This window comes from Streptomyces sp. NPDC051555 (assembly GCF_044454405.1).
Taxonomy (GTDB): Bacteria; Actinomycetota; Actinomycetes; order Streptomycetales; family Streptomycetaceae; genus Streptomyces.
This window is the reverse complement of the sequence record NZ_JBITDP010000002.1, coordinates 790,342-803,843: the sequence shown is the minus strand read 5'-3', so window position 1 is coordinate 803,843 and position 13,502 is coordinate 790,342. Positions and strand designations below refer to the sequence as shown.

11 protein-coding genes are annotated in these 13,502 nt (G+C 73.4%); 5 read left to right on the top strand and 6 right to left on the bottom strand.

Annotation, left to right across the window (positions count from 1 at the left end; all coding sequences use genetic code 11):
- Positions 1 to 137: 137 nt before the first annotated feature.
- The 4 genes from ACIBEA_RS07560 to ACIBEA_RS07545 all read right to left on the bottom strand — a co-directional run bounded on the left by ACIBEA_RS07560 (position 138) and on the right by ACIBEA_RS07545 (position 6,650).
- Positions 138 to 1,073 (bottom strand): DUF5829 family protein, encoded by a 936-nt coding sequence (locus ACIBEA_RS07560; RefSeq protein WP_399258877.1) that lies wholly within the window; start codon positions 1,071 to 1,073, stop codon positions 138 to 140.
- Between the two features lie 135 nt (positions 1,074 to 1,208).
- Entirely contained in the window at positions 1,209 to 2,459 is a 1,251-nt protein-coding gene (locus tag ACIBEA_RS07555; protein WP_399258876.1) for an MFS transporter, read from the bottom strand.
- A complete protein-coding gene (locus tag ACIBEA_RS07550; RefSeq protein ID WP_399258874.1) occupies positions 2,446 to 5,538 on the bottom strand; it encodes a DUF6271 family protein in 3,093 nt (1,030 codons plus the stop codon). Before ACIBEA_RS07550 ends, ACIBEA_RS07555 begins: the two co-directional genes overlap by 14 nt.
- Complete coding sequence (locus ACIBEA_RS07545) at positions 5,520 to 6,650, bottom strand: phytanoyl-CoA dioxygenase family protein (protein ID WP_399258873.1); 1,131 nt, start codon at positions 6,648 to 6,650, stop codon at positions 5,520 to 5,522. The genes ACIBEA_RS07550 and ACIBEA_RS07545 overlap by 19 nt, the downstream gene beginning before the upstream one ends.
- Positions 6,651 to 6,984: 334 nt before the next feature.
- Here ACIBEA_RS07545 and ACIBEA_RS07540 point away from each other — a divergent pair, with 334 nt between their 5' ends.
- The 3 genes from ACIBEA_RS07540 to ACIBEA_RS07530 are packed head-to-tail and all read left to right on the top strand — an operon-like array spanning position 6,985 to position 8,775.
- Positions 6,985 to 7,842, top strand: coding sequence for an aminoacyl--tRNA ligase-related protein (locus ACIBEA_RS07540; protein ID WP_399258872.1), 858 nt, complete (start codon positions 6,985 to 6,987; stop codon positions 7,840 to 7,842).
- Positions 7,843 to 7,894: 52 nt separating this feature from the next.
- A complete protein-coding gene (locus tag ACIBEA_RS07535; RefSeq protein WP_399258871.1) occupies positions 7,895 to 8,152 on the top strand; it encodes an acyl carrier protein in 258 nt (85 codons plus the stop codon).
- An 8-nt stretch (positions 8,153 to 8,160) separates the two neighbouring features.
- Positions 8,161 to 8,775 (top strand): 4'-phosphopantetheinyl transferase family protein, encoded by a 615-nt coding sequence (locus tag ACIBEA_RS07530; protein WP_399258870.1) that lies wholly within the window; start codon positions 8,161 to 8,163, stop codon positions 8,773 to 8,775.
- Positions 8,776 to 8,790: 15 nt separating this feature from the next.
- Here ACIBEA_RS07530 and lysA read toward each other — a convergent pair whose 3' ends face one another.
- Positions 8,791 to 10,125 (bottom strand): diaminopimelate decarboxylase, encoded by a 1,335-nt coding sequence (gene lysA / locus ACIBEA_RS07525; protein WP_399258869.1) that lies wholly within the window; start codon positions 10,123 to 10,125, stop codon positions 8,791 to 8,793.
- A gap of 13 nt (positions 10,126 to 10,138) precedes the next feature.
- Positions 10,139 to 10,537: an SAV_915 family protein gene (locus ACIBEA_RS07520; protein WP_399258868.1), complete on the bottom strand. Its 399-nt coding sequence runs from the start codon at positions 10,535 to 10,537 to the stop codon at positions 10,139 to 10,141.
- Between the two features lie 299 nt (positions 10,538 to 10,836).
- Between ACIBEA_RS07520 and ACIBEA_RS07515 the strand changes: the two genes are divergently transcribed.
- Both ACIBEA_RS07515 and recQ read left to right on the top strand, forming a co-directional pair.
- On the top strand, positions 10,837 to 11,349 hold the full coding sequence (locus ACIBEA_RS07515) for a universal stress protein (protein WP_399258867.1): 513 nt from the start codon (positions 10,837 to 10,839) through the stop codon (positions 11,347 to 11,349).
- A gap of 88 nt (positions 11,350 to 11,437) precedes the next feature.
- Positions 11,438 to 13,456 (top strand): DNA helicase RecQ, encoded by a 2,019-nt coding sequence (gene recQ, locus ACIBEA_RS07510; protein WP_399258866.1) that lies wholly within the window; start codon positions 11,438 to 11,440, stop codon positions 13,454 to 13,456.
- The last annotated feature ends 46 nt before the right edge of the window (positions 13,457 to 13,502 follow it).

The following is a 13,502-nucleotide window of genomic DNA, read 5'->3' as shown; positions in this document are numbered from 1 at the left end:
CCATTAGTCTAGTGTTCTAAACACCTGGGGGCCGTCTCCCACCCCCCCCCCCCCCCCCTTCGCCCGGGTGCGGGGGCCGCGCTGGCGGCGGGCCCCCCCCCCGCGGGGGGCGCCCCCCCCCACCTCAGCGTCGGACGTCAGCGGGCGTCGCCGAAGGTCCACACGGCGCGGGCGCCCGGGCCGACCACGAGGGTCGAGCGGCCGAGGCGCTCCTCGTGGCGGGCCACCGGGTGGTCGAGGGACATCTCCACCCGGCGCAGCCCGGCGTCCTCACGGGCCACGGAGTCCAGGCGGATGGTGGTGCCACCGCCCTCGGCCACGACGGAGCCGCCGGGCAGCTCCCGGACGGCGAACCCGCCGGCGCGCAGCAGCGGCACGGTGTTGGCGAGGTCGCGGGCGGTGATCCCGAGGCGGATGGAGGTCACGTCCCGCATCAGGTGGTCGCGGTAGTCGTCGGAGAGGTACCGCTCGCGGCCGACGTCACCGGCATGGCTCGCCGGTTCGGTCTTGCCGCGCGGGTCGGCGAAGTACTCGGGCCGGTACTCCATGCCCCAGGCGCCGAAGCCGTCGTACTGCTCGGAGGTGAAGACGGCGTCGAACCACGGCACCGGGACGCCGTCGCCGAAGTCGCGGGTCTGGCGGAAGGAGATGGGGTTCGGGACGCCCTGGCCGGGCAGCCGCCCGGTCACCGTGGCGAGGTCACCGGCGCGCTCCACCGAGAGCCCCATCCCGCCGGCGCCGAGGACGCCGTCCTGGCCGGCGACGTCACCGACCCCGAAGAGTTCGAGGTAGGTCTCGCGGCCCATCAGGTACCGGCCGGTCCACTTCTCCCCGTTCGCGCCGGTCGTGGTGCGGACCTGGAAGTTCGCGAACCGCGGCAGGTAGGTGGAGTGTTCGATCGCATCCGCCGTCTCGCGGTCCAGGACCCCGTAGGCGTGGTTGTAGAAGAGCAGTTGACGGCCGCCGGACGAGCTGTTCCCGTCGGCCCAGGCGACGCCGGTGGCGCCCCCGGCCAGTCCGGTCAGGGCCACGGCGAGGACCATGAATACGTGTAACGCGCGACGCAGAGACATGGCGTGAGCGTAGATCGGGAAGCCCGCATTCGGGTCCCGTTCGAAGGATTCGGGCCATGATCGGCGTGGCGGGAAACCGTCAGCCCCCTCCCTGGTGAAGGCGGGGGAGGGGTCCGACGGCAGCTGCCGCCCCGGTCACCGCACGTCGGGCTCCGGTGCCCGGCCGAGGGCGCGGATCGCGGGTACGGACAGCATCACCGCGATGCAGACGATGCCCACGACCGAGGAGAAGAGCAGCACGCGGTCGGCGCCGAAGGATTCGGCGGCCGGGCCCGCCAGCGCCCGGCCCAGCGGGAGGACCATGATGGATCCGGCCACGTCGTAGGCCGAGACCCGGCTGAGCACGGCCAACGGGATGTGCGACTGCACGCTGGTCGCCCACATGACGCCCCAGAAGGCGAACCCGCAGCCGGCCAGCACGCCGGTGAGCGCCGTGGCGGTGAAGGACCAACCCAGGGCGGGTGCGAGCGGGTTCAGGGAGAAGAAGAACATGGCACAGGCCCCCGCGACCAGCGGTCGGGCGGGCCGCACCCGCATCCCGAGCAGGCCGCCGATGATCGTCCCGGCGCCGTCCGCGGAGGCGATCCAGCCGTAGCCGCTCGCCCCGTGCTGTTCGGTGAGCAGGGCCGCGCCGAGCGGCAGCGCCGGGCCGAATACGAAGAGCCCGTAGACGGCCCAGACGGCGATGACCCCCCAGAGCCAGGACCGCGATCGGAACTCGTGCCACCCCGTGACCAGCCTGCGCGACATCGGCTCGTCGCTCTCGTCCCGGGCGGTGCCGAGCTTGCGCAACGGCGTCAGTCCGAGCGCACTGAGCGCGTAGAAGGCGGCGATGACCACGAAGGATCCCGACACGTCCCAGTAGGCCACGAGGAGACCGGCCACACCGGGGCCGAGCAGCGTGCAGATCGCCTCGGAGATCCGCAGCAGCGCGTTGGCCCGCTGGATGTCCTCGGCGACCTGGGGGACCAGGCTCGCCAGGCCGGGCTGGAACATGGCGGTCGCCGCGCCGCTGAGCGCCAGCAGCGCCATCACCTGCCACAGCCGTACGTGGCCCCCGGCCAGCAGCGCCGCGAGGGCGAGCATGGCCAGCATCCGCACCACGTCGGCGCCGACCATCATCACCTGTGGGGTGAACTTGTCGGCCAGTACGCCGCCGAAGAGCACCAGCAGCACGATCGGGGCCATCCACGCGGCCAGCGCGTAGCCCACGCCGCTCGCCCCGTACCCCGCGGCCAGCACGGCGGTCGTGAGCGACACCATCAGCATGCCGTCGGCCAACAGCGAGGTGCTGCGGGCCGTGAAGAACAGGCGGAAGCGGCTCGACCGCCAGGGGCTGGGGAGCGGGACCCGCTCCGGCCGGACGGTTACCTCATCCATCGTCATGTGACATCCGCCGTTCCCGGCCGTTCCCTTCCGTGAGGATCTGCTGCTGGAGCCACGCTCCGCTCAGGTCGGCCCGCGCCGGCGGGTCCTTCACGATCACGTAGCGGTGGGGCGCCAGGACCCCCGGACGGCCCGGGAGCACGTCCATCAGCGCGGCGTGCGCCGTCGCCGGCGTCAGCGGCTCGCCGCCGGAGGCGATGAACGCGGTGAGGCCCGGGTCGGGCGCTCCGGGGGCGTCCGCGGTGTCCGAGGTGTCCGCGCCGCCCGGGACGACGTGCACGGGGAGGCCGCCCAGGGCCTCGCCCAGCGCCCGCGCCACGGCGAGCGGCGAGACCCAGGAGCCGTCCACCAGCTCCCATTCCGGGCCGCGTTCGACGGAGCGGACCCCCGTCACCTCGGTGAGCGCCGCGAGCGGCACGTCATCGGTCGCGGCCGCCTCCAGCAGCCGTACGAGACCGGTGAGGAAGCCCTCCGCCTCGTCCCCGTCGAAGAGCCCGGGGTCGGCCCACATCGCGATGTGGAGCACGGGGTCCGTCTGGTGGGCGAAGGCCAGCACCCGGGTCGGGAGCACCTGCTCCGGGCCCCAGCTGAGCTCCGGCTCCGCCGCGTCGTCCCCCTCGCTCCCGCCCTCGGCGGCGGCGGCGGACGCCGACGTGGACGGCAGATTGCTCACGTCGTTGAAGACCACGTCGCGCGCGAAGTGGCTGCCGCGCTCGGCGGTGACCCGGCCGATCATCTCCCACAGGCGGACCGAGTCGAACCGGCTGTGCCGGTAGGCGTTGAGGGCCGCCCCCCAGGCCTTGCGCAGGAGCGCGTCGAAGGACGGCGCCGTGACGTCGAGCGAGAGCAGCGCGTCCTGGGACACGGTGTTCACCGAGCGGGCCAGCCGGGGCAGGAACCGGTTGGAGGTCGGCACCGCCGCGACGCAGGTGCGCTGACCCGCGCGGTGGGCGATGAGCGCGCACCACGCCGTGAGCAGCACGGTCGAAGGGAGGCTGCCGGTGCGCTCCACCACGCGGGCCAGCGCCCGCGCGCCGCGCGGGGACCGGAGGGTGAGCTGGGACATGCGTACGTCGACGCCCTCGGCGCGCGGCTCCGCGAACATGGCCTGGGGCCCGGTGCGCAGGATCTCCTCCCAATAGCGCAGGCTGGCCTCGGACTTGCGCAGCCCCGTCGGGGTGGCCTCCTCGGCGGCGAGGTCGAGCGGGGTGAAGGCCGTCACGGGCTCCAGCGCCCCGCCGGCCAGTACGGCGAGCCACTCCTCCCGCAGGACGGCGAGGGCGCTGCCGTCCGCCACGGCGTGGCTGGACACCAGGGCCACGAAGGCCGGCGCGCCGCGCTCGGCGACGAGGGAGATCCGCAGCGGGAAGTCCCGGTCCAGGGCGTAGCGTTCGGCGCGGGCCCGGCGGGCCAGCGATTCGGCGTACCGCGCCGGTTGGGCGGGGAGTTCCTCGTGGTCGAGCACGGTGACCGTGAACTCGCCCTCGGGGGAAACCACTTGTTCGGCCGGCGCGCCGTGCGGGGTGGCCGGGAAGGTGGTGCGCAGCGCCTCGTGCCGTACGACCATCGCGCGCAGCGCGTCGAGCGCCGCGTCCAGGGCGGTCCCCTCGGGCACCGGCCACACGTCGTGGATGTTGATGTGCGCCGGGTCGTCCCGCAGGATGCAGCGGATCATGTTCGCCTGCCCCATGGTGACGGGACCCCGGCGCTCCGCGCCGCCCGCGTACGCGACGGTGACCGTGCTCGTACGGACCCCCGCCGGCCGGTCGACGGGTGCGAGGGCCTCGGCCGCGCACGCCCGGACCAGGGGCTCCCACGCGTCGATGAGGAGCGCGAACTCCCGCATGTCCGCGCGGGCTTCGTCCAGCAGCCCGTCGCGGCGGGCGGCGAGCGCGTCCGCGACGGCCTCGTAGCGGCCGCCCAGCTTGCGGTAGGAGCGGTCGAGGACGTCGAGCCGCTCGGCGTTCTCCGTGCGGACCGCGTCCGCCAGCGTGCTCTCGCGCACGAACCCGGCGACGGCGGACGCGCGGACCAGGCCCGCGGCGTCGAGGAGAGCGTCCGCGGTCGCCGCCATCCGGGCGTACACGGCGTTCAGGTAGCCGGTGGACAGCAGGTACTTCGCGAACCGCTCCTGGTAGGCGAGGAATCCGGCATCGCCGCGGCGTTCGTCGGTGTGGTAGTTGACGATGTGCCGGTTGTGCAGGACGCCCGGGAGCCGTGCGTCGTCGACCAGGTGGATGAGGAAGTAGTCACTGCCGATGGTGTCCCTGGCGGGCGGCAGGGGCACCCGGCCGTAGACCGCGCGGTCGAGGGCGATGTTGCACATGTCCACGCGCATCGGGCTGACGTGGGTGAGCGTGGTGTGGTCGGTGGTGAAGGGGGTGGTCCCGGCGCCGCGGAAGGACTGCGCGATCAGGTTCTTGCGCCAGATCTCCGCCAGCCCGGCCGGTACCGACAGGCCGATGACGTCGTCGTAGACCGCGGGGTCGAGCCGTTGGATGTCGGCCACGTCCACGGACATCTCGCCGACGAAGGAGGCGCCGACCATGGCCACCGGCCGGTCCGCGGCGCCGGGGGTCAGCCTGCTCCGGGACATCAGCCCCGCCACCTCGGAGGCGGGCCGGCCCAGGGAGGTCAGTTCGTGGTGCAGGGGGAAGACCGGTTCCCCGTCGAGGTACTGGTAGCGGCTGTCGGAGTCCCGGCGGTGCACCGACGCGCAGCCCAGGGCCTCCGCGATCAGGAAGGCCCGGTTGGTGCAGGCGCCGTAGGACACGCCGGACGGCAGCATCAGGTCGAGCACCCGGTCCGCCTCGGCGACGCCGGAGCGGGCGATCGCCCGGCGCAGGAAGTCCTGCTGCGCGTCCTCGTCGAGGTGGTGGACGACCACGCCGGGCGCCGCGGGCAGCGCCCGCACGGCCTCGCGGTGCTCGGCGAGCACCGCGGCGTCGGAGGAGTCCAGGATCAGCAGGTGCACCTCGACGCCGAAGTGGCGTGCGCCGTGGGCGGCTTCCGCGCCGATCGACGCGATGGCCTCGGTGCAGGCGCGGTTGGTGGGAAGGGTCAGGCAGACGCGGCGCACGAGGACTCCTCGCTCTGCCCGACGACCGCGTCGGCGTCGGCGACCGTCTCGGCGTCGGCGTCGGCGTCGGCGTCCGTCCACGACGTGAGCCCGAGGAGGCGGCTGCCGAGCGGATTCAAGGTGGCCGTGGGGTAGCGCTCGGACTCGTGCCGCACCGGGTCGCCGACCAGGGTGCGGTTCCAGCGCGGGGTGCGCAGGTGGCGCCAGGAGTCGACGCGGGAGCGGCGCAGCCGCTCGTGCTCCTCCAGCGCGGGCATCATCGACAGGTACTGGACCGCCCGCGCCCCGTCCTTCGAGGTGTTGCGCGCGACGCCGTGGGCGAGGAGACCGTTCCAGATCAGCAGGTCGCCGGGGTGCAGTTCGGGCCGTACGACGGGGAAATCGGTGCGGTCCACGTCGGGGCGCAGCGGGTCGCGCTCGGCCGGCTGGTCGACCTTCCATTCCTCGAACTGCCGGAACAGTTCCGGGTTGCACTGGAATCCGCCCAGCTCGGCGCTGGTGTCGTTGAGGGCGATGATGCCCTGTACGCGCTGCGGGGGTACGCCGAGTGTGGTGTCGATGTCCCAGTGCAGCTCGATGTCGAAGCCCCGGTCGGTGGGGTCGATCAGCGCGCGGTCGCGGTTCTTGACGTTGGGCGGGTTGAGGTTGAGCCGGTCCAGGGTGACCCACAGCTCCTCGCAGTCCCAGACGTCGACGAAGGCGTCGTACACCCGCTGGGACTGGCGGCTGTCCCAGAGCAGCTGGTGGTGGTAGGCCTCCACGAAGCCGTAGACGTGCAGTTGCTGGTCCAACTCGGAACGGAAGGGGCGGTCCTCGTGCCAGGTGTCCGGCCGGTCCGGGTCGAGTCCCTGGAACTCCCAGGTGAAGTCGAGCAGGCGGCGCGCCTGCGGGGCCGGTATCGCCTCGCGGACGATGACGTAGCCGTAGGTCTGCCAGTGGGCGAAGTCCGCTTCGGACAGCACCCGCAGTGGTCGCGACTTGGTCAGCTCCCGCAAGGTGGTCTGGGCCAGGTAGGACTCGCCGTCCGCGCTGAAATAGGGGCGGTCCGAGGGCGCTCGATGCAGCTTGGGGCGGGGACGGCGGGGGCGACTGTCGGGGGCAGGTGTCGTCATGTCCAGCAGGATTGGTTTAGACCATAGCCGCTGTCAAGGGGCGTCTCAATATGCTGATTGCGATACTTTCGGTCCCGAAACGCCCCTGCCGACGATGATCGCCGGTATGACGACTTTGGTCTAGACAATGCCCGAGTGGCTGGCTTAGGGTCCTGGTAACGCAGCTCCTGTCCTTGACGGAGCGTCAGCCGCCTTCCTCGCTGCGCCGAGGTCAACGGCGGCCGTGTGCACGGCCGTTCGCACCGATGCGGACGCGCCGCCACCACCTCTCGTTTCGCCCATCCGGCCAACACCCTTGACGACTGTTCATCCACGCCCAGAGGGAGCGGATCTCATGAGCACACCCAGCATCACCGCCTTGCCGGACGGCGGTCTGAAGAACCCCGGTCCGGGGCTGATCACGCTGGACCCGGTCCACACCGCCCTGCTGCGCGGTCTGGACGAGCTGCTCACCGGGCTGGCCGCACGGCTCGCCGCCCCCGAGGTGATGGGGCCGCCGCTGCTCGCCGCCGAGGGCCTGGCCCGACTCGATTACTTCCGCAACTTCCCCCACCTCGGCGTCTCCGCCGGGCGCTTCGCCCCAGAGGCCTTCGACGGGCTGGCGGCCGGCGAAGCGCCCGGCGAGCTCCCCCTGCGGCCGACCGGCCACCTGTTGCCGTCCGCCACCTGCTACGGCCTGCTGCTCTCCCTGGAAGGTCGGGACGTCGGCGAGGACGGGCTGCGGCTCTCCGCGACCGGCCGTTGCTTCCGCAACGAGACCCACTACGACGGGTTGCGCCGCCTGTGGGGCTTCCACATGCGCGAGGTCCTGTACCTCGGTACGAAGTCGGGTGCAGTGGAACACCTGGAGCAGGGCGCCGAGTTCATCCAGGAACTGGCAGCGAGCCTCGGGCTGGAGCTGACCCGGGCCGTGGCCGACGACCCCTTCTACGACAAGGGCGGCTCCCGGGCCCGGCTGATGGCGCTGGACCCGGTCAAGCACGAGTTCAGCGCACCCGACGGCACCGCCATCGCTTCCGTGAACCGGCACCGCAACTTCTTCGGCGAGCGGCTCGACATCCGCGCGGGCTCGCACGGACCGGCGTACAGCGGCTGCGTCGCCTTCGGCGTCGAGCGCTGGGTGCACGCGATGGTCCTCGCCCACGGCACCCCCGAGCGGGCGCTGGACCGACTGCGCGACTCCCGCGCCTGAGCGGCCCCGCCGCCGACCACCCACCGTGACCAGCAAGGAGAACCCCCGTCCCATGGAACGCATCACCGCGTGGCTGCACGAGAAGAACCCCGGTCTCCAGGGCGAGATCGAGGCCGACGAGGACCTCATCGAGGCCCGTCTCATCGACTCGATGGACTTCCTGGAGTTCATCGACCTGCTGGAGGAGATCTCCGACGCCGCCATCGACCTCCAGCAGGTCACCATCGACGACTTCCGTACGCTCGCCCGCGTCCGGGAGCGCTTCCTGAGCGGCGCCGCACTGGCCGACGCCGCCGCCTCGGCCGGCTGACCGACCGCATGGCCCGGGACGACCGCACGACCGTGGCCGTCGTGGCCACCACCGGTGAGGTGCTGGCCCACCCGGATCTGCACGAGGGCATGTTGGCGGCGTGGGAACGGCGTCGGCTGGCCCCCATCCGGGTGCCGGCCCGCCGCGACGACGTCTTGGCGGCCCGACTGCTGGTGCGCCTGTGCATCGCCCGGTTCACCGGGCTCGCGCCGCGGGCATCGGCCCCGGCCCAGTACTGCGCCGAGTGCGCGCGATCGGGGCACGGTCGCCCGTACCTGCCCGGCCGCCCCGATGTCGGCGTCAGCCTGAGCCACGCGGACGGGCTGGTCGCGGCCGCCGTCGGTCCGGGCGCGGTCGGCATCGACGTGGAACCCGCGACGCGCCGCCCGGGCCCGCTGTCGGTGTGGGGCCGGCTGCTGCCCGCGGCCGAGCTGCGACGGGCCGCGGCCCTGCCCGACCCCGGCCCGGAGCTGTTGCGGCTGTGGGTGCGCCGGGAGGCCCTCTTCAAGGCGGGCCGGGAGCGGGCGGACGTACGGCTCCTGGAGTGGACGGACCACCGGCGCGCGGCCGTGGTCACGGTGGCCAGCACCGCCCCGGCCACCCCTTTCTCCGCCGGCCCCTGATCCACCTGACACCTCCTAAGCGCCGACGTCCCGCTTGCGGAAGTCGTCCAGCGTCTCGCGCCGGACGAGGAGCCGGGCGGTGCCCCCGTGCACCCCGATGACCGCGGGACGGCCGACGAGGTTGTAGCCGGAGGCCATCGACAGTTGGTACGCGCCCGCCACCGGCACGGCGAGCAGGTCGCCGGGGTGGACGTCCCCCGGCAGTTGCACGTCGGCCGCGAGCACGTCCCCGGCTTCGCAGTGGCGGCCGACGACGGTCGCCGTGCACGGCGGCGCCGTCGCCGTCCGGCCGATCAGTCGGGGCGCGTAGCGCACCCCGTACAGGGCGGGCCGCGGGTTGTCGCTCATGCCCCCGTCGACGGCGACGAACACCGTGGCGCCCGTGCGCTTGACCGCGAGCACCCGGTAGAGGACCACCCCGGCCGGTCCGACGACGGCCCGCCCCGGCTCGACGGCGAGGCGCGGCACGGCCAGGCCCGCGGCCGCGCAGCCCGCCACGAGCTCCGCGCGCATCCTGCGGGCGAGCGCGGTGAGGTCCAGGGCGGGATCGCCCGGCCGGTAGGCGACGGCGTGTCCGCCGCCCATGTCCAGCTCGGGCAGCACCACCCCGTGCGCGTCCCGGACGCGGGCCATCAGGCCCACCATGCGGCGCAGCGCCACCAGGTAGGGCTTCACGTCGGAGATCTGCGAGCCGATGTGGCAGTGCAGACCGGTCAGTTCGAGCTGTGGCTGGCCGAGGATCCGGGCGATGGCGTGCTGCGCGCCGCCGTCGGTGAGGGACAGGCCGAACTTCTGGTCGTCCGTACCGGTACGGATCTTGTCGTGGCCGCCCGCGGAGACGCCCGGCACCACCCGCACCATGACCTTCTGGCGCCCCTCGGGGCCGACGGCCGCCGCGATCCGGGCGATCTCGGACGGACCGTCGATGACGATCCGCCCCACGCCGAGCCGCAGCGCCGCCTCCAGGTCGCGGGGCGCCTTGGCGTTGCCGTGCAGCACGATCCGCTCGGCCGGGAAGCCTGCGGTGACGGCGAGTTCCAGCTCCCCGGCGGAGCACACGTCCAGGCCCAGCCCCTCCTCGGACACCCAGCGCACCATCGCGCGGGAGAGGAAGGCCTTGGCGGCGTACAGCACGTCGGCGTCGGGGAAGGCGTCCCGGTAGGTACGGCAGCGCCCGCGCACCTCGCCCTCGTCCAGTACGTACGCCGGGGTGTCGAACCGGTCGGCGATCTCGCCGAGCGGCACCCCGCCGACGGCCAGGCCGCCGTGGGGGAGCGGGGTCGTGGAGGCGGGCCAGACGGACAGCTCGTCGGCGCCGGTCGGTATCTCGGGGAGGACGGTGATGGTCATGGAACGACTCCTCTCAGGCGGTCCGGGCCGTGGTCTCGGGCGCCTGCGGAGCCGCCGGCGTCCTGGGTGCCGGATCCGGTCGCCGCTCCCCGGCCGCCGCATCGCCGCCCGCCGGGGCGGCCGCCACCGGGGCGGCGGTGAGCGTCGGGTCGAGCGTCAGCAGGGACGCGCCCAGCGGTTCGGCCATCGACCGCAGCGCGCTCTCGGAGAGCCGGATCCAGGGCTGGGACGCGCCGAGCGTGGCGGCCAGCCGGTCGGCGCTGGTGAAGCCGACGGCGGTGCGCGTGCCGAGCGGGGTGCGGAACAGCCGCACCACCAGGTGCGACCCTCCCGGCCGGGCGGGTACGTACAGGGGCCGGGCCGGGACCTGTTCCTCGGGCTCGGGATCGTCGGCGTACTGGATTCCACACATGGGGCCCTCCCGGCCTCGCACGAACGACGGTTCACGTCCGGGCCGCGGGGAGGCGGCCCGGACGAGGCTTCGAAGCTATCCCCGCGTCCGTGCGTCCCGTCTCCCCTCATGACGCGACCCATACGGTGAGCGGCCGGGTCCTGACGGGTCACTGACGGCCCGGGCCCGCCCGCATCAGGGACCCGTACGGATTACGGGCCACCGCGTCAGGAAGGCGTCAGCGACCGCCCCCGCCCCCTGCCCGGGCCCTTCCATGGGACGGGTGGACGCAGCAGCGGACGAGGGAGAGGAACGAGGCCGTGCGGAGAGTCGTGGTCGGGGCGACGGGAACCCCGGGGAGCCTGGCGGCGTTGCACCGGGCCGTCGCGGAGGCCCGCGTGCGCGGCGCCGAGCTGTGGGTCGTCCTAGCCTGGCAGTCGCCGGGCGGTGACCTCGCCGGCCGCGGCCAGGGGACCACGCAGGTCCTGGCGGCCTGCCGGACCGCGGCCGTCGAGCGGCTGCGCGAGGTGCTCGACACCGCCTTCGGCGCCGCGCCGCCGGGGGTCCCGCTGGCCGGCGTCGCGGTCCGGGGGACACCGGGCGCGGCCCTCGTGGACACCGCGCGCGGCCCGGAGGACCTCCTCGTGGTGGGCACGGGCTCGCGCGCCCCGCTGCGCCGGTTCCTGCGGCCCTCGGTGTCCCGCTACTGCCTGGCCCACGCCCCCTGCGCGGTCCTCGCGGTGCCGCCCTCCCCGCTCCAGGCGGAGCTGGAATCCGTCCACCGCCGCAACCTGTGGCGGATCCCGCTGGACCCGCGGGAGCTGACCACCTGAGCCGACCACCTGAGGGGCCGCGGACGAGGTTGTCCACAGGTTCGGGCGGGCGGAGCCGGGTGTCCGCGGGTGCCGCTAGGCTTCACGGATGGCCCTTCCGGACGCTTCCCCCGAGATCTCCGATGCTCTGCAGGTACTGCACCGCGTCTTCGGATACAGCTCTTTCCGCGGTGCGCAACAGGAGATCATCGAGCAGGTCGTCGGCGGCGGTGACGCCCTCGTCCTGATGCCGACCGGCGGCGGCAAGTCGCTCTGCTACCAGATCCCGGCGCTCGTCAGAGAGGGCACGGGCGTGGTGATCTCCCCGCTCATCGCGCTGATGCAGGACCAGGTCAACGCGCTCACCGCGCTCGGGGTGCGGGCCGGATTCCTGAACTCCACCCAGGACTTCGAGGAGCGCCAGGCCGTCGAGCGGGCCTTCCTCGCCGACGAGCTGGACCTGCTCTACCTGGCCCCCGAGCGGCTGCGCACCGAGGGCACGCAGCGACTGCTGGACCGGGGCAAGGTCTCGCTCTTCGCGATCGACGAGGCGCACTGCGTCGCCCAGTGGGGCCACGACTTCCGGCCCGACTACCTCGCGCTGTCCATGCTGCACGAGCGCTGGCCCAAGGTGCCGCGGGTGGCGCTGACCGCGACGGCGACCGCGGCCACGCACGCCGAGATCGTGACGCGGCTCGGCCTGGAGGACGCCCGGCACTTCGTCGCCAGCTTCGACCGGCCGAACATCCAGTACCGCATCGCCCCGAAGAACAACCCGCAGAAGCAGCTGCTGGAGCTGATCCGGAGCGAGCACGACGGGGACGCCGGGGTCGTCTACTGCCTCTCGCGGGCCTCCGTGGAGAAGACCGCGGCGTTCCTTGTGGAGCAGGGCATCGACGCCGTGGCCTACCACGCCGGCATGGACGCCCGGGCCCGGGCGGCGAACCAGTCGCGGTTCCTGCGGGAGGACGGCATCGTGGTGGTCGCCACCATCGCCTTCGGCATGGGCATCGACAAGCCGGACGTGCGCTTCGTGGCCCACCTCGACCTGCCGAAGTCGGTCGAGGGCTACTACCAGGAGACCGGCCGCGCCGGGCGCGACGGCGAGCCCGCCACGGCATGGCTGGCGTACGGCCTGCAGGACGTGGTCCAGCAGCGCAAGCTCATCGAGGGCTCCGAGGGCGACGACGCCCGGCGCCGCTCCCTGGGCATGCACCTGGACGCCATGCTGGCGCTGTGCGAGACGGTCGAGTGCCGTCGCACGCGGCTGCTGGCGTACTTCGGGCAGTCGGGCGAGGCGTGCGGCAACTGCGACACCTGCCTGACGCCCGCCGAGTCCTGGGACGGGACGGTCGCGGCGCAGAAGCTGCTGTCCACGGTGTGGCGGCTGGCGAAGGAGCGCCGCCAGAAGTTCGGCGCCGGCCAGATCATCGACATCCTGCAGGGCAAGAAGACGGCCAAGGTCATCCAGTTCGACCACGACGCCCTCTCGGTGTTCGGCATCGGGGCGGACCTGAGCACCGCGGAATGGCGCGGGGTCGTGCGCCAGCTGCTGGCGGCGCGGCTGCTGTCGGTGGAGGGCGAGTACGGGACGCTCGTGCTCTCGCCGGACAGCGGTGAGGTGCTGGGCGGGCGCCGCACCGTCCCGATGCGCAAGGAGAAGGTGGTCGCCGCCGCGGCCCGCAAGGAGTCCGGGTCCCGCTCCGCCAAGGGCGCGCGCGTACCGGTCGACCTGCCCGCGGCCGCCGAGCCGGTCTTCCTGGCCCTGCGCAGCTGGCGGGCCGCGACGGCGCGCGAGCAGGGCGTACCGGCGTACGTCGTCTTCCACGACGCGACGCTGCGCGAGATCGCGACCCGACTGCCCAGCTCCGCCGAGGAGTTGGGCACGATCGGCGGCATCGGCGAGGCGAAGCTCACCAAGTACGCCGAGGGTGTCCTCGACACCCTCGCGCAGTGCGCCGCCACCGGGCCGACCGCTCCCGATCCCACCGCTGCCCCTGCCCCTGCCGTTCCCGCCGCCGCGCCGCCGGCCGCGCGGTCGGCCTTCGACGCCGACGCACCGCCCTCGGACGACGACGAGCCGCCGGCCGACCTGGACGAGATGGATCCCTGGGACGACTGGGAATAGCGGGCGCGTCGAGGTCGGAGCACGTCGGGGGAAGTCGGGGGAAGTC